An 18147-nucleotide genomic window follows, 5' to 3' on the forward strand; every position below is an offset into this window, starting at 1 on the left:
GTTGGGTCATACACATCCTGCGACCCTGCAGTCATCTACCTCGTTCGGGTCAGAAGATCGGCAGCGCCCTTGTCTATTGCGACATAGGAGGCCTTCAGACTTCCGAATGACGCTCCAAGATTGAGTGCGCCCGGATATTGCTTGGCGACATAGGCAAGCAGGAGGCGGTTGGATGTTGAATCATAGATCTCGATCGCATAGGTCGCAGAGCCGGTCATCGATCCCTGTTTTCCGCGCGCCGCCTGGACGGTATTGTAGACGCCGCCGGCGATATCGACATGTGAGACCGGACCGAGCACCGGATTGGTTGTTTCCGCGCCGGCAAGCGTCAAGCGCAGGCGCAACGTGCTGGGGCCTGGCGTGGCCACCATCGAGTAGCGTTGGGCGAGCACACTGCTGAACTTGTCGTGCATATAGCGGGCGAGTTTCTGTTTGTCGTCTTCGGACATGTTTGCGAACTGGCTGTCCTTGCCTCGATAGATGCTGACAGGCTCGACGATGATCTTGTCATACTGGTTCCAGTTCACGACCACCTTGTAGCTGAACGGTGCCCGTCCGGAACTGTCGCCCGGATCAGGTCTCAGTTGCGCCGCGGATGCGAGGCCCTGATAGACCATCGGTTCGGAAGTGGCGCAGCCTGCTGCGGCAAGGGAAATGGCCGCCAACGCAAGGCATGCGGGAAGGGACTTCATGGAGAGCTCCTGGAGTGTTTTTGCGATCTCCTTGTAAAGTTTGCCCTCGTTGCATTGTGTTCGGATTTTTATGAAAATGTTGCTGCATTGCCGATGCCGGAATTGGCAGGCAGGCGTATCACAACGGCCAAGCCGCTCGGCTTGCTGTCGCGCAATTCAAAGCTGCCTCGATGGCCGACGGTGATGATTCCATGTGCAATGGAAAGCCCGAGGCCGAAACCGCCGCCATTCCTGCTCGGCGAACGCGCCTTGTCGGCCTTGAAGAAGGGCTCCATGACCTTTGGCTTCAAGTCGTCGGCGATGCCGGGACCGTCATCGGCAACCGTGATGATGACCGAGCCGTCCTCTTCCTGAGCAAGTGTGAGATCGATGCGGCCGGCATGGCGAGAGGCGTTGTCGATCAGGTTCGATATGGCTCTTGATAGCGCGCGCGGGCGGCAAACATAGGGCAAGCGCCGCGGTCCAGCGAACGTAACCTCAATGCCGGTATCGGCAAAGTCATCGGTTACGGTTTGCAGAAGGCTGGACAGCTCGACTTTCTTCAACGCCTCGACCTCGCCGCCGAGATAGGCGAGGCTTTCGTTGATCATGCTGGAAAGCACATCAATGTCCCTCAGCATTTGTTGCCGCAATTCCGCCTGCTCGCAACGCTCGGTGCGCATTCTGAGCCGCGTCAAGGGTGTGCGCAGGTCATGGCTGATGGATGTCAACATGCGGGTGCGTCCGGCCACCAGCTCACGGATGCGTTTGCGCATGAGGTTGAGCGATGTTGCGAGGCTCCGCAGCTCGGCCGAGCCACGAACGTCGAAAGGTTCGTCAAGCTCGTCATCGGAGCGCACACCTTCGGCTGCCTTTGCCAGATTGACGATCGGTCTTCCTATCAGCCACGCGGTCAGGACTGCCAGAATAGCCGCAGGTATGACAATCAGGACGAGATTGCCGACGACGGCCGGGAGAACCCATCGTGTCGTGGAAAACTCGGGCAAGGCAAATACCAGGCTGCTGTCTCCGGCCTTGACCGTCAAGGTCTTCGGATTGTTCCAGCCCATGAAGCCGTAAGGATCGAGAAAGAGATTGTAATCGAGCAGCCGACGCACGGCGGTGGGAATGTCCTGTATAGTGATCGATGAACCGGCTGCCTGTTCACCCGTCACTCTCCAGACATTGACGCCTTGTGCCCTGAACCTTGAAAGGATTGCGTCTCTTTGAGCGTCATCTGCCGAAAGCGCGAACTCCTTGGCGATGGTTTCGATGCGGCCTGCAAAAAGTCCGACTTCGACGCCTTTGTCGAACCGGCTGCGAACGAATGGTTCGGTGCCGGCCGTTATGGTCGTGACGATGGTAGCAAGCAAAATGGTGAGAATGGCGATCTGGGTGCGGACGGATGATCGGGATAGCCACTTCACGGCAGGTACTCGACATTCGCGGCAAAAAGATAGCCCCCAAGCCGCACGGTCTTGATGAAGATCGGCTCCTTCAGATTTGGTTCTATCTTTTGCCGAAGACGACTGATTTGCGCGTCGACGCTGCGCTCGACCGGCCCGGCCGTTCCGGCATGTGTCATCGACAGCAGCTGTTCACGGGTCAGGATCTGGTTTGGATTGTGACAGAAGGCGAGCAGCAGATCGAATTCGGATGTCGTCATCAGCACCTCGGCGCCCTCCGGGTCCACGATCCGCCTGCTTCTTGGATCGAGCGCCCAGCCTGCAAAGGTCATCTTCGTGAGCAGCTTTCGCTCCGAAGTTTCTGCACCATACGAAGCTCTGCGAAGAAGCGCCTTGATCCTGGCGACGAGCTCCCGCGGGTTGAACGGCTTGGTGACATAGTCGTCCGCTCCAAGCTCAAGGCCGATGATGCGATCGATATCCTCCGTGAGCGCGGTCAGCATCAGGATCGGGATCGTTCCGGCCGACCTCAGGCGCCGGCAGATGCTGAAACCATCCTCTCCGGGCAGCATGGCGTCGAGGATCACGAGATCGAACGGATGCCTTTGCAGCATCTTGTCCATCTCCGTGCCGCTTCGCACGGGCGAAGCGCGCAAGCCATGATCCTTGATTAGCTCGACCAACATGACTGCAATCTCGTCATCGTCTTCGACGACGAGAATATGATGTGAAGGCTCAACAGTCCTCATGCGCGCAACCATGTTTGTAGATCTCGATCCTTCGCCCGTTATCCGCGTGCCGGAGCAAACCTTACGCTGCCTGAAAGGGCTGGGAGATGGGCCGAGAGCAACCAGCGATCGATGACTTTCGAAGGAAAATCTCGCAGATCATATCCTCGGCCGTCCATAGCAGAACGAATTATAGCGACGTGTTAGAAAATATTACAATATGTTGCGGGCAGGCTCCGGAGCCATCAAGCTGAAGCGAGGGAACGGCAGCCTTCGTCCCTGCTGCTTGGAGCTGCCTCTTAAACAGATCGGCGGATCATGCGAGCGTCGGCCGCCGGAATGCCATCGCTGACAACCCGAAGGCCATGGAAATTGGGTGAAAGCGGCATATGACGGGGGTGGCCCTCATCACTTCTGTTCTTTTGCATCACGTGCAGCGCCAACCAGGCCATCCAGCCAATCCTGATGACCGTTGATCATCGGATTGGGCTTGGCGCGGGCGAGCTCGGCGGCCGGCTTACCTTTCTGAGTTTCCTGGGTGAGGATGCGCACCCGGCCCTCGGACAGATCTTCAACCAGCCATGCGTGGTGGACGTCCAGGCGGCTTTCGCTGCCTTCCTCTCCGGCCCAGCCATGCCAGGCGACGCGGCCGGGCTGACCATTGGCTGGTGGAACATATTCGGCGCACTGCGCTTCGACCGGGAAGCCGAATGTCTCGAAGTAGAAGCGGACGCCTTCCTGGAGCTCCGGTCCCCCGCCGTCATGGAAACGGATGTTGGCGGAATTGGCATAATAGCTCGGCCAGCGCGGAGCATAGGCGAGAAAGGGCCAGATTTCTTCCGCGGAAAGGCCCGCCACGATGACTTCATTCGATACGAAGTTCTCCGTAAAGCCCGGAATATAGCCCTTCGGCCAGATGATTTCGTTCATGATGCTCTCCTGAGTATGGGCCGGCGCATGCCGGGAAATTGCAGTTTTCAACTTGCTTGATGATGGGAAATCTGCAGACATAACGCAAATAGCGATGCATGATCACACCTATAACGATGAAAGATATCAGAGCTCTCGACCTCAATCTCCTGCGCACGCTCGATGCCCTGCTGGATGAGCGCAGCGTCACGCGTGCGGCCGAGCGCCTTGGCTTCACTCAGCCTGCCGTGAGCGGCATGCTGACGCGCCTGCGCGAGAGCTTCGACGACCCTCTGTTCGTCCGTACCCGGCGCGGGATTGTGCCGACGCTGCGTGCAACGGAACTCGCAGGACCGCTCAAACAGATCCTTGCCGATGTCGGGGCTCTTCTGCAGCCTACAGCGTTCGATCCTGCCACTGCCAGGTTCACGCTCTCGATTGCAGCGACCGACTATGCCCTCCAAGCCGTCGTCGTGCCGTTCCTGGCGAAGATGAGACCGTCAGCGCCCGGTATTCGCGTTGCCATTCGTCCGGTCGAGGACGATCGCGTGCAGACGCAGTTCGAAAGCGGCGATCTCGATCTCGCATTGATGACCCCGGAGACTGCCCTACCGGAGCTTCATGCGCGGCGGCTATTCGATGAGACCTATGTCTGTGCACTGCGGAGCAATCACCCCGATGCGCGGAAGGAGCGGCTTTCCATTGATCGCTTCTGTGCTCTTGAGCATGTGCTGGTCTCCTATGCCGGCGAGCGCTTTTGGGGCGTGACGGATGATGCCCTGGCCAAGATCGGTCGTCGGCGTCACGTTGCGCTGACGGTTACGAGCTTCCTCGTTCTTGCCGAGATTTTGCGCACGACCGATCTGGTGGCCACCGTTCCCAGGCGGCTGGCTCAAAACGCAAAAGGTCTCGCCCTGCGTGAGCCTCCCGTCGATATACCGGGTTTCACCAAGCTCGCCGTCTGGCACGAACGCACCCACCGCGATCCCGGCCATCGTTGGGTGCGCGCGCTGTTGTTCGAGATATGTGGCAATCTGGAGGCGGCGAAGATCTGAGCCGCCTCTGCAATGGTGGCGCATTGTTTGCGTCACAAAGAGTTGAATCAGAACAACATTCTCTTCAGGACCTCATCCTTGCGGACGAAATGGTGCCAGAAGGCTGCCAGGATATGCAGGCTGACGATAGCATACAGGCAGTAGGCGCCATATCCGTGGATCTCTGCGGCGGCTCTCTCCACGCCCTTGTCGAGCGGCAGCAGGTTGGGCCATTGGAAGAGGCCGAACCATGGCAGGTCATGGCCGCCGGCAGCGGATGTAGTGTAGCCTGCAAGCGGCATCAGGATCATCAAGGCATAGAGCAGGATATGCGCGCCGCGGGCGGCAAGGTGATTGAAGATGCCAAGCGGCCGTTGATAGGCAGGTTCACCCAGCGAAAGCCTGAGCGGCAGGCGGATGGCGATGAGGAAAAGCGCCGTCATGCCGAGGGACTTGTGTACGTCGAGGAGGGCGCGACGCAGCGGTAAGCCCGGTGTGAGGTAGGAACAATAAAGGCCGATGACGAGCGCTGAAATGATGACAATGGCCATGAGCCAATGCAGGAGCCGTTGCGACGATCGGTAGCGGGTGGTGGGCGGGTCTGCTGTGATTGCTGTAGTATCGGACATGGGTTTCTCCGGTCGTCTTGGGGGTACGGCGCGGATGCGGTAATCAGTCGGAATATGGCTGAATTGAGGGCCTTTCCGTTCACCTTCTCGCGAGCGGATATTTATCGACCGCCGGCGATGTGACGCAGGGTGCCAGCCAGAGGCTTCATTCCGGTTTGCAAAAGCGACTTTATGGTCGGAAGTTGTATCGGCCGCGCCCAGCTCTATCCGGCACTATTGTTCCGGCTTAGGCGGCGTCCGGTTTCTTTCGCCGGCGCTGGAAAGGATCTCGCAGCTTTCCGTATGGGTCTGCGCTGGCGTTTCGGCGGCAAGGGCCTTCGTACAAATGCCGATCTCATGTCCTTCGATCCGGAAGAAGGCGATTCCTCCCGTCTCGAGCGCCAGGCGCAACTGCGCCTCTGTCGCCCGATGCAGGCTATGGCGGTTGCCTTCATAGTCGCGGATCGTGCTGCGCGATACGCCGGAGCGATCGGCAAGGTCCATCTGCGTCCAATCGAGGAAGCCGCGGGCTGCCCGGCAGAGCGCTGGTGTCAAAATCATCGCCATCTTACCTTGACGCAGGGTTTGAAGCTGCCCATATTGGGCGATATCTATCATATAGGACATAATATACCGGATTTCTAGGGGTTTTGCCGCCGTGGCAGTCTGGCGTGATCCGGCCAAGCGAAGGAATGACGTTTTGGGATAACTGGCGAGCCTATCTTTATTCTAGCACTTTTGGCTCTGCCGTTTATCGGAAGTCTTCTTTCCGTATGTCTCTTGCGCACGCAGTCGCGGCGTGGCCCAGCCTGGATCGCCGGGGCTGTCACATTTCTGGCGCTGTTGATTTCCGCAAGCTTCTATCCTGCCGTCAAGGACGGTGGCGTCGTCCGCTATAGCATAGAATGGCTGCCGCAGCTTGGGCTTGATTTCAGCCTCAGACTAGATGGCTTTGCCTGGCTGTTTTCGCTCGTCATCACCGCCATCGGCTTCCTCGTCATCGTCTATGCCCGCTACTACATGTCGGAAGAGGACCCGGTCCCCCGCTTCTTCTCCTTCCTGCTCGCTTTCATGGGGGCGATGCTCGGCATCGTGCTGTCGGGCAATGTCATTCTGCTTTCGATATTCTGGGAGCTGACCAGCATCTTCTCCTTCCTGCTGATCAGCTATTGGCACAACACCGCCGCCGCCCGCGACGGCGCCCGCATGGCGCTGACGATCACGGGGATCGGTGGGTTCTGCCTGCTGATCGGGCTGATCCTGCTCGGCCATATCGTCGGGAGCTACGATCTGGATAAGATCCTGGCCTCGGGCGATATCATCCGTAACCATCCACTCTATCTGCCTGCGCTGATACTCATCCTGCTCGGCGCGCTGACGAAGAGCGCGCAGTTCCCCTTCCATTTCTGGCTTCCGAACGCGATGGCGGCGCCGACGCCGGTTTCTGCCTATCTGCATTCGGCGACACTGGTGAAGGCAGGCGTTTTCCTGCTGGCGCGCTTCTGGCCGGTTCTCGCCGGCACCAACGAGTGGTTCTACATCGTCGGGGTCGCCGGCATCATAACGCTGCTGCTCGGCGCCTATTTCGCAATGTTCCAGCAGGATCTCAAAGGGCTGCTCGCCTATTCGACGATCAGCCATCTCGGTCTTATCACCACCTTGCTCAGCCTCGGCAGCCCGCTTGCGACGGTTGCCGCCATCTTCCATATGGTGAACCATGCGACCTTCAAGGCGTCGCTGTTCATGGCGGCCGGCATCATCGATCACGAGACCGGCACGCGTGACATGCGCCGTCTGAGCGGCCTGTTCCGCTATATGCCGTTCACCGGGGCGCTGGCGATCGTTGCGAGTGCCGCCATGGCAGGTGTTCCGCTGCTCAATGGCTTCCTGTCGAAGGAAATGTTCTTCGCCGAAGCGATCGAAACCCATGCCGATTCCATCCTCGATCGCATGCTTCCCTATGTCGCGACGCTCGCAAGCGCCTTCAGCGTTGCCTATTCGCTGCGCTTCATCCAGACGGTATTCTTCGGGCCAGCGCCGACCGATCTGCCGATTGCCAAGCCGCATGAGCCGCCGCGCTGGATGCGCTTCCCGATCGAACTGCTAGTCGTCGTGTGCCTGGTCGTCGGCATCGTTCCGGCGCTTTCGGTAGCACCCTTCCTGCATGCGGCCGTTGTCAGCGTCCTCAATGCCGATACGCCACAATACAGCCTCTCGCTCTGGCACGGCTTCAATCTGCCTGTTATCATGAGCATCATCGCATTGGTCGGCGGGACGGTGTTCTATTTCGCCTGCAAGGATTACCTGTCGCGATGTGACGACGGCCCGCCCATCTTCCGCCGCCTGAAAGGGCAGCGAATCTTCGAGCGAGTGCTGGTCGAGGTTTCCTGGCATTGGGCGAGAACCGCCGAAAAACGGATCGGCACGCGCAAGCTGCAGCCGCAGCTTCGCTGGGTCGTCGTGACAGGGTTTGCTGCCGGCCTGCTGCCGCTTTACCTGTCCGGTTTCGAAGCGAAGCATTTTTCCTTCCTGGGCGCCGATCCGGTCTTCGCCGCGGTCTGGGCGATCGGCATTTGCCTTGCGATCGGTACCGCCTTCTTTGCCAAATATCACCGGCTTGCTGCCTTGGTGATGCTGGGCGGGGTCGGGTTAATCGTCTGCATGACCTTCATCTGGCTGTCGGCGCCGGATCTCGCGATTACTCAGCTTCTCGTCGAGATCGTCACGACGGTTCTCATCCTGCTGGGCTTGCGCTGGCTGCCGAAGCGAACGGAGGGGATCGACGATACGGTCGATCTGCGCGCCCGCTTCCGCCGCTTCCGCGATCTGGCCCTGGCCGTCATCTGCGGCGTCGGCATGATGTTCATTTCCTATGCTGTCATGACCATGCCGGTGCCGGACGCCATCGCGAATTATTTCCTCGAAAACGCCTATTCGAAGGGCGGCGGCCGCAACGTCGTCAACGTCATCCTGGTCGATTTCCGTGGCTTCGATACGTTGGGCGAGATCGCCGTCCTCGGCGTCGTCGCCTTGACCGTCTATGCGCTGCTGCGTCGTTTCCGCCCCGCGCCCGACAGCATGGAGATGCCGGAGCAGCAGCGGATCCAGAACCGTTTCGACGAAGAACGGCCGGAGCGTTCGGCCGGCGATACCGTGCGCGACTATCTGCTCGTGCCGTCCGTGATCATGCAGTGGATGTTCCCTTTCGTGATCGCCCTGTCGGTCTATATCTTCATGCGGGGGCATGACGCGCCGGGCGGTGGCTTCTCCGCCGGCTTGACACTCTCGATCGCCTTCCTGCTGCAATATCTGGCCGGCGGCACACGCTGGGCGGAGGATCGCATCCGCATTCTGCCGCTGCGGTGGATGGGAGCGGGGCTCTTAATCGCGACGGCGACGGGTATCGGTGCCTGGTTCTTCGGCTATCCGTTCCTCACCTCGCATTTCCAGTATCTGGACCTACCGTTGATCGGCAAGGTGCCGGCGGCAAGCGCGCTGCTCTTCGATCTAGGCGTTTTCCTGCTCGTCGTGGGATCCACGGTTCTGATCCTCGTCGCGCTTGCGCACCAGTCGATCCGTATCAATCGCCTGCGGGCGCTCGATGCCGACAAGGCAAAGGGGGATTGATGGAACTCATCTTGTCCATTGCGATCGGTGTGATGACGGCTTGCGGCGTCTGGCTGATCCTGCGCCCGCGCACCTACCAGGTCATCATCGGGCTGTCGCTGCTCTCCTATGCCGTCAATCTCTTCATCTTCGGCGTCGGCGGCGTGAAGACAAATGTGCCGCCGCTGCTCGGCGATGGTACGGCAACGCGCGTCTTGGCCGATCCGGTGCCGCAGGCCCTGGTGCTGACGGCAATCGTTATCGGCTTTGCGACGACGGCCTTGTTCCTCGTCGTGCTGCTTGCCTCGCGCGGCCTGACCGGTACGGACCACGTCGACGGACGGAGTGACCGCAAATGACAGGCTGGTCGCATCATCTCATCATCGCGCCGATCCTCGTTCCGCTGATTGCGGGCGCGCTGCTCGTGTTCATCGACGAGCGTTCGCGCACGCTGAAGGCACTCATCGGTCTGGCGGCAACGCTCCTGCTGGTAGGCATCGCGCTTGCGCTCTTCCGTGCGGAGGGCGGATCGCCTGGGCTGGAGCGCGCCTATCTTCTTGGAAACTGGAGCGCGCCTTTCGGAATCGTGTTGGTGCTTGACGGATTATCGGCACTCATGCTGCTGCTGACATCCATCGTTGCCGTCGCCGCGTTGATATTCTCGCTGGCGCGCTGGCACGCGGTCGGCGCGCATTTCCACACCATGTTCCAGCTGCTGCTGATGGGCGTCAACGGCGCGTTCCTGACCGGCGACCTCTTCAACCTCTTCGTCTTCTTCGAGGTCATGCTGGCGGCATCCTACGGCCTTCTGCTGCACGGCTCCGGGCCGCTGCGCGTCAAGGCGGGCATGCACTACATAGCTGTCAATCTGGCGGCGGCACTGCTCTTCCTGATCGGTGTCAGCCTGATCTATGGCACGGCAGGAACGCTGAACATGGCGGATCTTGCCGTGCGCATCCCGGAAATGTCGGCCGATCGCCGCATGCTGATGCAGGCGGGCGCCGGCGTGCTCGGCATCGCATTCCTCATCAAGGCCGGCATGTGGCCGCTCTGCTTCTGGTTGCCGACGGCTTATAGCGCGGCTTCCGCGCCGGTTGCGGGCGTATTCGCGATCCTCAGCAAGCTCGGCATCTACGTCATCCTGCGGCTGACCATGCTGCTGTTCAGCGCCGGCCCCTCCGCCGGTTTCGGCGCGACCGTGCTTCTCTATGGCGGCATGGCGACGTTGATCTTCGGAACGGTCGGTGTGCTGGCGTCGCAGGCGCTTGGTCGGCTTGCCGGCTTCTCGGTGCTGGTTTCCTCCGGCACGCTGTTGATGGTAATCGGCATCAATGATGGCTCCATCTCGTCCGGCGCGCTGATGTATCTCGTCAGTTCGACACTGACGATCAGCGCCTTCTTCATGCTGATCGAGCTCGTCGAGCGCGGGCAGGATGCCGGCGCCAGCGTTCTTGCCGTCACGATGGAGGCCTATGGCGATGCCGAGGAGAAGGAGCCGGCGGAAGGCGATGGCGTGACCATGCCCGGCACCATGGCAATGCTCGGCATCTGCTTTGCCGCCTGCGGCATCCTGCTCGCCGGCCTGCCGCCTCTTTCCGGCTTCGTCTCCAAGTTCGCCATGCTCTCGGCCATGATGGGAACCGGCGCGATCGGCATTCCGCCGAGCGCTGCGGTATGGGTGCTGATCCTGCTGGTCATTCTCTCTGGCATTGCCGCCCTGATTGCCATGACACGCGCTGGCATACGTACATTCTGGAGTTCGCTGGAGGGCACGGTTCCCCGTGTGCTTGTCATCGAGATATTCCCGGTCATGGGCCTGCTCGCATTGACGCTGGCGCTGACCATCTGGGCTGGCCCCGTCATGCAATATATGGATGCGACCATCCGCACGCTCAGCGACCCGAATGTCTATGTCGATGCGGTTCGCAATGCGGTAGTTGCGCCCGCAAAAGCGGGAGGTCCGTGATGCTGCCCTATCCGCTCCTGGCGCTAAGCCTGATCCTGATGTGGCTGCTGCTGAACGGCTTCACGCTCGGCCAGCTCATCCTCGGCATCATCGTCGCGGTCTTTGCCTCCTGGGGCATGGCATCGCTGCGGCCCGAAAAGCCGCGGCTGCGGAAATGGTATTTGCTGCCCAAGCTCTTCCTCCGGGTCGTTTTCGACGTCTTGAAATCGAATGCCCAGGTGGCCTGGATCATCCTGAGGGGGCGCTCGCACAAGACGACGCCGGGCTTCGTTGTCCTTGAGCTTAAGGTGCGGGATCAGATCCCGCTGGCGCTGCTGGCCGTCATCCTGACCAGCACTCCGGGATCCGCCTGGCTGGAATATGATTCCAACGACAACACCGTGCTGCTGCATGTCCTCGATCTCGAAAACGAGGCGCAATGGCGTGATACGGTCGCCAATCGCTATGAGAGCCTGCTGATGGAGATATTCGCATGAGTGCCATGATCATCCAGATATCCGTGGCCGCTGCACAGCTGATGATCGTAGCCGCCATGGCGATCGCTTCCATTCGCATGTTTCGCGGCCCGCGCGCGCAGGATCGCATCATCGCGCTCGACACGCTCTATGTGAATGCAATGCTGTTGTTGTTGACCTTCGGCATAGGCACCGGTCGTGTCGTCTATTTCGAGGCGGCGCTCGTCATCGGCATGCTGGGCTTCGTTGCAACCGTTGCATTGGCGAAATTCCTGATGCGCGGAGAGGTGATCGAATGAGCACCCTGTTTGAAAACATACCTCTGTGGGCTGCGATCCCCGTCGGCGGACTTCTCGTGATCGGCGCTTTCCTGACGCTCCTCGGCGCCATCGGTTTTCTGAGACTTGGAACATTCTACGAGCGCATCCATGCGCCGACATTGGGAACGAGTGGCGGCATCGGCGCGATCATGATCGCGTCGATGATCTTCTTTTCGATCGCAACGCGGACACTCGTCGTTCATGAACTGCTGATCGGCATTTTCATCACCGTGACGACGCCGATCACCTTTATGCTGCTCGCCCGCGCGGCGCTGCATCGCGATCGCGCCGAGCAGAACGGCAACGTTCCGCCCAAGCAATCGCCCGAGGAGACATCGGTCGAAGGGCACCCTTAGTAACGTTCAACTCGCCCGTTCGAGGCTCACAGCCAGCCGAGTGCGGTTGCCGCCCGGATTGCTTCGGCGCGGCGATGACAGCCCAGCTTGCGGAACAGATTTCCGAGGTGAAACTTCACCGTGACCTCGGAGACATTGAGAGTATGAGCAATGCGTTTGTTCGACATGCCGCTGGCGATCAGCTGAATCATCTGGACCTCACGCTGGGAAAGACCACCCTGGAGGGCTTTCGCCTGTGGCGAGTTCACGGAGCTTGCAAAGAGCGAAAGCGCGGTGCGGACATCGGACGAGGTTTCGATGAAGCTGCGAATGCGCTGGTTCTTGAGAAGTGGCGAGAGAAAGATCCGCTCCTCGGAGAGCACGCCGTTGCAGCCGAGGCGCGTTGCGCCTTCAAGTGCCGATAGCAGATGCGCGCGCGTCGCGGCATTGTCGCGACGCTGGTAGGCGGCATAGCTTTGCCATAGCTGCAAGGCGACTTTCTCGCGGTTGGTGACTTTCGGGTTTGCGATCAGCGCGTCGATCTGGCGCGACAGATAGGGCCGCGGTGTCGAGAGGCGCACGCTGTCGCGCAGCCATGCCATGGCATAGGAAATTTCGTCCCGACGGGTCAGGCGGGTCAGCTCCTCGTTAGCGCTTTCGACCCAGTTGCGGCCGATACGCATTCGGACGGCGGACAGCGTTGCTGCCGCATCGCTCCAGCGATTGGCATTCTGGTAGGCGACGGCAGTGCGGATCTCCATCATGGCGTGAAACTGCAAGCCCTCGGACAGATGGATCCAGAGCCCGTCGAGAAAGCCGGGCCTGATCACCATCGGAAAGTGATCGGCCAGCACCTGCGATGCATAGTGAAGAGCGAACTGCATCAGGCTCGGCCAGATTTCTGCAGCGGCAAAATCATCGAATTCGTTCTGGACGAATTGGAGGAGATCGCGCGGCTGGCCGGCTTCGTAGGAGATACAGGCTTCGGCGAGCCGCAGCATGCGGAATTCCGCCTCCGCTGCGTGCGGCACCTGTTCCAGTTTCTGCCGTGCTTCCTGGGCGGCACGGCGTGCGAAGAGGGCATCGCCGCTCATCAGGCGAAGCACCGTTTGATGCAGATGAATGAAGAATTCCAGCAGTGGCTGGCCGCCCATATGGCCGAGGTAGATCAGGGCTCGCGCTGCGGCAGCTTCCGCCTCACGGAAATTCCGGCGGCGAATCTCGAATTCCAGCAGCGCATTATAGTAAGCTGCCCACTTGCCGTAATCGCCCATCGGATAATCCGCCATGAACTCGCCGAGGCGGGTGATCATGGCGTCGGTCGGCATCAGATCTTCGGAGATCATGAGGTTGAGGCGGAAGGTTCGCGCCGCGAAGGAAAAACGCGATCCGCGCAACAAGACCTTCAACGGATCGAGATAGTCCGAACCCAGATGTTTGCCGACGAGGTGGCGCACGCGCTGCAATTCTCCGAGCTTCAGGAGCGTGCGTGCCATGGCGAAAAGCACGACTTCGTTGGTCGCGATCATCTCGTGGGAAAAACGCATGATGATATCGCGAAAGGTTCGGAGACTGTTTCGATAGATCAACTCGAGGCCGCGGGCGCGCTCCAGAATCTGGGCCGCATGGGCCTCGTGCCCATGATCGAGGAGCAGCGACATGGCGTCCAGCGCTCGCCCTGCCTGCTCGAAGGCGGAGGCGACTTCGATGACGGCGACGGTGGTTTCGAAGGTTGCCAAGCGTTTGCTGACGGCGTCTGTCAGGAGTGTCAGCAATTCCCGGTGTTCGTCAGGCGCCTCGACCAGGCGTGGTGGCAAAAGACCCGTCCACTCCTCGACGGTGACAGGAGATCGTGTTTCGAGCCAGATGGAAAGCAGCGCGGTCTGTCCCGGCGAAAGGTGGCCAAGGAAATTCTCGCGCAGATAGTCGATGGATAGGCGAGGGTCCTTTTGGCGTGTCAGCGGCAGGAAAACCGGCCAGCCGGCATAATCCCTGATCAACTGGTTGGCTTCTTCGACTGGTAGCTCCCCCAATTCCTCAACGGAAAATGTCAGATCGCCTGCGTCGAGCGTGACCGAACCCCGGTGCAGGATGAACCGCGCCAGCCCGCTGATGCGCTGGTCGGGGCGGCAGGCAATGACCAGAACGTCGACGGTCTCCATGAGCTGAGTAGAAAGACGAGCCGATCGAGCGGAAACCGGTACGTCCCAGAAGAGCCACCCATCTCTCACGTCGCTCATGCGCGGTTGCTGCAGGTTGCAAATCTCCTTGCCCATCGCCTTTGCAGCCATGGACAGGACCGTGCTCTTTCCGGCTCCCGCGGGGGCACGCAGGAAGATGACGCCGGCGCGCTCCGTCGCGATGCGATGGCAAAGATGGGGTCGGGCAATCAGTCTGTGCATGCGGGGTTTGTAAGCGCATATTGAAAAATAACCTATACCATAAGGCTGAAAAACTATACCTCCAGCCAGTTGTCCATCGGTCGCAGATGAGGATTGTTGTCTGTCAGTTAGCTGACGAACAAGGAAACTCCCGTCGATGCAGCAACATCCGTTGGTCGCGATCCTGACGCGGCTTGGCACCTTCGTTCTGGTCATGATCGCGCTTTCTATCATGATTTTCGCGCTGGCGCGGGTCGTGCCGGGAGATCCCGCGCGCATGGCCCTTGGCCCGGCGGCAACGCAGGAACAGGTCGATGCGCTGCGCGTGCAGATGGGGCTGGATAAGCCGCTTCTGGTGCAGTACGTCGACTATGTCGGCAAGGCGCTGCAAGGTGATCTCGGCATGTCGCTGGTCTCGCAGCGCCCCGTCACGACCGATCTGGAGCAGACCGTGCCCGCCACGGTGGAGCTGGTGCTCGTTTCCGTGATCTTCATGTTTGTGGTGGCCATTCCGCTCGGTGTCATCACCGCACATTTCAGGGATCGTGCGCTGGACCATATCGGCCGCATCCTGTCCTTGACGGGCGTCACCATTCCGAGCTTTCTGTTTGCGATCAGTCTGCAACTGCTTGCCGCACGCTGTCTACCGAACTGGCCGATCATCGGCCGGCTTGATCATTCTCTGAGTTTTCAGCCCGGACCGACCGGATTTCTATTGATCGACGGCCTGCTGGCGGGACGTCTGGATGTGTTCGTCGATGCGCTTCAGCATCTTGTGCTGCCGGCCTTCGCGCTTGCCATGGCCGGCATCGGCCAGATTACCCGCATCACTCGTTCCTCCATGCTGGAGAACCAGCGCAAGGATCACATTCTGACCCTGCAGAGCTTTGGCGTGCCGGAGCGGGTCATCATCTTCCGCTATCTTCTCAAGCTGTCGTCGATCGCGCCGTTGACGATCATGGGCCTCGAATTCGCGTCGCTGATCGGCAATGCCTTCGTCATCGAGATGGTCTTCGCCTGGGGCGGTTTTGCCTCCTATGGGCTGAATGCCATCCTGCAAAAGGACCTCAATGCCGTGACCGCCGTCGTGCTGGTCGCCGGCCTGTTTTTCATCGTTGCGAACCTGGTGGTGGATGTCCTGATCTCGATCATCGACCCGCGCCAACGCCGCAAGGAGGCACGCTGATGGCCGATATGAAGATGCTCGATGCCTCCGACCGCGCGCTGAGCACCGGTTACATGATGTGGTATCGCTTCAGCCGCAATCCGGCTGCGGTGATCGGCACGCTGATCCTGATTTCCGTCGTCGTGCTGGCTGTGTTCGCGCCGTGGCTGACGCCCTATCCGAAACATGTCGGTGCCGTGGTCGATTTCCGTGCTCGGCACGTGTCGCCGGATGCCACCCATTGGTTCGGAACCGACAAAGTGGGCCGGGATATCTTTTCCCGCACCGTCTTCGGCATGCGCGTCTCGCTGCTACTGGTCATCGGCGTTCTTGGCATTTCAGTACCGATCGGCACCGTGCTCGGCCTTATCGCCGGCTACTTTGGCGGCTGGGTTGAAAAGATCATCACGGGTCTCACAAACGTCATGCTGGCGATGCCGCCGCTCGTCATGGCGCTTGCCGTGTCGAACCTGCTCGAGCCGAACCTGATGAACGCGATGATCGCCATCACGCTGCTTTGGTGGACATGGCATGCGCGGCTGATCTACTCCGTTTCCAAGTCCATCGCATCCGAGGACTACATCGAGGCAGCCCGCCTTGCCGGCGCCGGGCCGATGCACATCCTGTTCCGCGAAATCCTGCCGAATTGCGTGGCGGTCATCTCCGTCAAGACGACGCTGGATGCGGCCTTCGTCATCCTGTTCGGTGCGACCCTCAGCTTTCTCGGCTTCGGTGTAAAACCACCCATTCCGGACCTCGGCTCCATGGTCGCCGATGGCCGCCAGTTCATGCCTAACTATTGGTGGGAAGTCGTCTGCCCCGGTGCGGCGGTCTTCTATGTGACGCTCGGCTTCAATCTTCTGGGCGATGGCTTGCGCGACATGTTTGATGTGGAGAGCTGAGCCATGACCGAGCCGCTTCTGAAGATCGAGGCCCTCAACGTCTCATTCACCACTTACGGCCGCACTCGGCAGGTACTGCGGGACATTTCCTTCACCGTCGCCGCCGGCGAGCGGGTCGCGCTGATCGGCGAGACGGGATCGGGCAAGTCCGTAACGGCAAAGGCAATCATCGGTACGTTGCCGAAAAATGCCACCATCGGCGCCGGCGTTATTTCTGTCGCAGGACGTGACGTTCTGAAAATGCAGCGGAGCGAGCGGGAGGCGCTGAAAGGCACCGCATTTTCCCTGATCATGCAGGACCCGCTCTCGTCCTTCAATCCGGTCTTCAAGATCGGCACGCATCTCGATGACGTCATGCGCTTTGCCGACAAGCGCGATGGTGTTCGCTCGTCGAAGGCGGAGCGTCGCGCGCGGATTGCCGCCGTGCTGCGGCGCGTGCAGCTTGCCGATGCCGAGCGGGTGATGAATGCCTACCCCTCCGAGCTTTCGGGCGGCATGCGTCAGCGCGTCCTGATCGGGCTTGCGCTGCTGCATCAGCCGAAGCTTTTGATCGCCGACGAGCCAGGCACTGCGCTCGACGTGACGACGCAGGACGAGATCCTGAACCTGATCAACCAGCTGGTGGTCGAGGAGAACATGGCGCTCCTCATGATCACTCATAATCTCGGCGTCGTGCGCAAAGTTGCCGACCGGGTGGTGGTCATGCATTACGGCGATATCGTCGAGGCGGGGGCTTGCCGTCAGATACTCACCGCCCCGCATCAGCCCTACACGAAGGCGCTCCTCGATGCTGTGCCGCCGCTCTACGGCGAGCGTGTCACCGATCTGCCGCAGAGCGATCGTGCGCCCATCATCAAGGTGGAGGGCCTGAACAAGGTCTATGGCCGGAAGCCAGGTTTCCATGCCGTTCGCGATGTGAACCTGACGCTGCGTCAGGGTGAGATCTTCGGACTTGCCGGCGAGTCCGGCTCGGGTAAGACATCGGTCGCACGTATCATCATGGAATTGTCGCGCCCGACCTCGGGCAGCGTCACCATCGATGCGCCTGCTCCGGGGCGTGGCAAGCGGTTGACGCAGATCGTCTACCAGAATCCCGGCACGTCGCTCAATCCGAAGCGCAATGTCCAGCAAACTCTCGCATTGCCCCTGAAATCAATAGGCATGGATGGGCCGGCTCGCGAGGCACGGATGAAGCAACTGATGGAGCTCGTGCGGCTGCCGCAATCCTATCTGGCAAAATATCCGCATGAGCTTTCGGGCGGCCAGAAACAGCGCGTGGCGATTGCCCGCGCGCTTGCCGCCGAGCCGAAGATCCTGATCCTCGACGAGCCGACTGCGGCACTTGATGTGTCGGTGCAGAAAACCGTGATCGAACTACTGTTGCAGCTGCGCGAGGAACTTGGCCTCACTTATCTGATGATCTCGCATGACCTGTCGTTGATGCGCAACTTCTGTTCGCGCATTGCCATCATGCTGCGCGGCGAGATCGTCGAGGAAGGGCCGACCCCGGAGGTCTTTGCCGCCCCTAATCACCCCTACACACGCGCGTTGATTGCCGCGATCCCCGTCGTCACCGATGAGGAAGAGCGTCAGAAACCCGTCGTGACCGAGGAAGAGCGCACGCGCTTCCTCGTCAAAACCACAGACTGATCGAAGAGGAG

16 protein-coding genes and 1 pseudogene are annotated in these 18147 nt (G+C 60.2%); 10 read left to right on the plus strand and 7 right to left on the minus strand.

The features are described 5' to 3' along the window. Positions 1–35: 35 nt before the first annotated feature. From GA0061103_RS05130 to GA0061103_RS05145, 4 genes are all read right to left on the minus strand, one after another. Positions 36–692, minus strand: coding sequence for a DUF3313 domain-containing protein (locus tag GA0061103_RS05130; protein WP_092707670.1), 657 nt, complete (start codon positions 690–692; stop codon positions 36–38). Positions 693–760: 68 nt separating this feature from the next. Then, positions 761–2098 (minus strand): ATP-binding protein, encoded by a 1338-nt coding sequence (locus GA0061103_RS05135; protein ID WP_092707672.1) that lies wholly within the window; start codon positions 2096–2098, stop codon positions 761–763. Then, positions 2095–2826, minus strand: a complete 732-nt coding sequence (locus GA0061103_RS05140) for a response regulator (RefSeq protein WP_245304663.1) — start codon at positions 2824–2826, stop codon at positions 2095–2097. The genes GA0061103_RS05135 and GA0061103_RS05140 overlap by 4 nt, the downstream gene beginning before the upstream one ends. A gap of 387 nt (positions 2827–3213) precedes the next feature. Next, positions 3214–3735 carry an SRPBCC family protein gene (locus tag GA0061103_RS05145; protein ID WP_092707676.1) on the minus strand — a complete coding sequence of 174 codons (522 nt, stop codon included), beginning with the start codon at positions 3733–3735 and terminating at the stop codon, positions 3214–3216. Positions 3736–3851: 116 nt separating this feature from the next. Between GA0061103_RS05145 and GA0061103_RS05150 the strand changes: the two genes are divergently transcribed. Continuing rightward, positions 3852–4769 (plus strand): LysR family transcriptional regulator, encoded by a 918-nt coding sequence (locus GA0061103_RS05150; RefSeq protein WP_092707678.1) that lies wholly within the window; start codon positions 3852–3854, stop codon positions 4767–4769. 47 nt (positions 4770–4816) lie between these two features. On the opposite strand, the gene GA0061103_RS05155 is transcribed toward GA0061103_RS05150, so the two are convergent. After that, positions 4817–5377 carry a cytochrome b gene (locus tag GA0061103_RS05155; protein WP_092707680.1) on the minus strand — a complete coding sequence of 187 codons (561 nt, stop codon included), beginning with the start codon at positions 5375–5377 and terminating at the stop codon, positions 4817–4819. A 321-nt stretch (positions 5378–5698) separates the two neighbouring features. After that, a pseudogene (locus tag GA0061103_RS05160) lies at positions 5699–5983 on the minus strand (helix-turn-helix transcriptional regulator); the annotation flags it as partial. A 78-nt stretch (positions 5984–6061) separates the two neighbouring features. Between GA0061103_RS05160 and GA0061103_RS05165 the strand changes: the two are divergent. Genes GA0061103_RS05165 through mnhG form a run of 6 tightly spaced genes read left to right on the plus strand, consistent with a single transcriptional unit; the run spans position 6062 to position 12059 of the window. After that, positions 6062–8983 (plus strand): monovalent cation/H+ antiporter subunit A, encoded by a 2922-nt coding sequence (locus GA0061103_RS05165; RefSeq protein ID WP_342587958.1) that lies wholly within the window; start codon positions 6062–6064, stop codon positions 8981–8983. Continuing rightward, positions 8983–9321 (plus strand): Na+/H+ antiporter subunit C, encoded by a 339-nt coding sequence (locus GA0061103_RS05170; RefSeq protein ID WP_092707685.1) that lies wholly within the window; start codon positions 8983–8985, stop codon positions 9319–9321. Before GA0061103_RS05165 ends, GA0061103_RS05170 begins: the two co-directional genes overlap by 1 nt. Further along, positions 9318–10928, plus strand: coding sequence for a monovalent cation/H+ antiporter subunit D (locus GA0061103_RS05175; RefSeq protein ID WP_092707686.1), 1611 nt, complete (start codon positions 9318–9320; stop codon positions 10926–10928). The genes GA0061103_RS05170 and GA0061103_RS05175 overlap by 4 nt, the downstream gene beginning before the upstream one ends. Further along, positions 10928–11404 carry a Na+/H+ antiporter subunit E gene (locus tag GA0061103_RS05180; RefSeq protein ID WP_092707688.1) on the plus strand — a complete coding sequence of 159 codons (477 nt, stop codon included), beginning with the start codon at positions 10928–10930 and terminating at the stop codon, positions 11402–11404. Before GA0061103_RS05175 ends, GA0061103_RS05180 begins: the two co-directional genes overlap by 1 nt. Beyond that, entirely contained in the window at positions 11401–11682 is a 282-nt protein-coding gene (locus GA0061103_RS05185) for a K+/H+ antiporter subunit F (protein ID WP_068393522.1), read from the plus strand. The genes GA0061103_RS05180 and GA0061103_RS05185 overlap by 4 nt, the downstream gene beginning before the upstream one ends. Further along, positions 11679–12059 carry a monovalent cation/H(+) antiporter subunit G gene (mnhG, locus tag GA0061103_RS05190; protein WP_092707690.1) on the plus strand — a complete coding sequence of 127 codons (381 nt, stop codon included), beginning with the start codon at positions 11679–11681 and terminating at the stop codon, positions 12057–12059. The genes GA0061103_RS05185 and mnhG overlap by 4 nt, the downstream gene beginning before the upstream one ends. Before the next feature lie 26 nt (positions 12060–12085). Here the strand turns inward: mnhG and GA0061103_RS05195 are convergent, their stop codons facing one another. Then, the gene (locus GA0061103_RS05195; protein WP_092707692.1) at positions 12086–14440 is read right to left on the minus strand and encodes a helix-turn-helix transcriptional regulator; all 2355 of its coding nucleotides are present in this window, start codon (positions 14438–14440) and stop codon (positions 12086–12088) included. 136 nt (positions 14441–14576) lie between these two features. Here GA0061103_RS05195 and GA0061103_RS05200 point away from each other — a divergent pair, with 136 nt between their 5' ends. Genes GA0061103_RS05200 through GA0061103_RS05210 form a run of 3 tightly spaced genes read left to right on the plus strand, consistent with a single transcriptional unit; the run spans position 14577 to position 18136 of the window. Then, on the plus strand, positions 14577–15605 hold the full coding sequence (locus tag GA0061103_RS05200) for an ABC transporter permease (protein WP_092707694.1): 1029 nt from the start codon (positions 14577–14579) through the stop codon (positions 15603–15605). After that, complete coding sequence (locus tag GA0061103_RS05205; protein ID WP_092707696.1) at positions 15605–16486, plus strand: ABC transporter permease; 882 nt, start codon at positions 15605–15607, stop codon at positions 16484–16486. The genes GA0061103_RS05200 and GA0061103_RS05205 overlap by 1 nt, the downstream gene beginning before the upstream one ends. 3 nt (positions 16487–16489) lie before the next feature. Continuing rightward, positions 16490–18136, plus strand: a complete 1647-nt coding sequence (locus GA0061103_RS05210; RefSeq protein ID WP_092707698.1) for an ATP-binding cassette domain-containing protein — start codon at positions 16490–16492, stop codon at positions 18134–18136. Positions 18137–18147: the final 11 nt, after the last annotated feature.

The sequence above is a fragment of the Martinezella multihospitum genome (genome assembly GCF_900094585.1).
In the GTDB taxonomy this organism is placed as follows: domain Bacteria; phylum Pseudomonadota; class Alphaproteobacteria; order Rhizobiales; family Rhizobiaceae; genus Rhizobium; species Rhizobium multihospitium.

Coding starts and splice junctions, on each gene's coding strand:
- GA0061103_RS05210 (WP_092707698.1), top strand. CDS start 16,490: ATGACCGAGCCGCTTCTGAAGATCGAGGCCCTCAACGTCTCATTCACC.
- GA0061103_RS05155 (WP_092707680.1), bottom strand. CDS start 5,377: ATGTCCGATACTACAGCAATCACAGCAGACCCGCCCACCACCCGCTAC.
- GA0061103_RS05170 (WP_092707685.1), top strand. CDS start 8,983: ATGGAACTCATCTTGTCCATTGCGATCGGTGTGATGACGGCTTGCGGC.
- GA0061103_RS05140 (WP_245304663.1), bottom strand. CDS start 2,826: ATGAGGACTGTTGAGCCTTCACATCATATTCTCGTCGTCGAAGACGAT.
- GA0061103_RS05185 (WP_068393522.1), top strand. CDS start 11,401: ATGAGTGCCATGATCATCCAGATATCCGTGGCCGCTGCACAGCTGATG.
- GA0061103_RS05205 (WP_092707696.1), top strand. CDS start 15,605: ATGGCCGATATGAAGATGCTCGATGCCTCCGACCGCGCGCTGAGCACC.
- GA0061103_RS05145 (WP_092707676.1), bottom strand. CDS start 3,735: ATGAACGAAATCATCTGGCCGAAGGGCTATATTCCGGGCTTTACGGAG.
- GA0061103_RS05130 (WP_092707670.1), bottom strand. CDS start 692: ATGAAGTCCCTTCCCGCATGCCTTGCGTTGGCGGCCATTTCCCTTGCC.
- GA0061103_RS05200 (WP_092707694.1), top strand. CDS start 14,577: ATGCAGCAACATCCGTTGGTCGCGATCCTGACGCGGCTTGGCACCTTC.
- GA0061103_RS05150 (WP_092707678.1), top strand. CDS start 3,852: ATGAAAGATATCAGAGCTCTCGACCTCAATCTCCTGCGCACGCTCGAT.
- GA0061103_RS05180 (WP_092707688.1), top strand. CDS start 10,928: ATGCTGCCCTATCCGCTCCTGGCGCTAAGCCTGATCCTGATGTGGCTG.
- mnhG (WP_092707690.1), top strand. CDS start 11,679: ATGAGCACCCTGTTTGAAAACATACCTCTGTGGGCTGCGATCCCCGTC.
- GA0061103_RS05195 (WP_092707692.1), bottom strand. CDS start 14,440: ATGCACAGACTGATTGCCCGACCCCATCTTTGCCATCGCATCGCGACG.
- GA0061103_RS05175 (WP_092707686.1), top strand. CDS start 9,318: ATGACAGGCTGGTCGCATCATCTCATCATCGCGCCGATCCTCGTTCCG.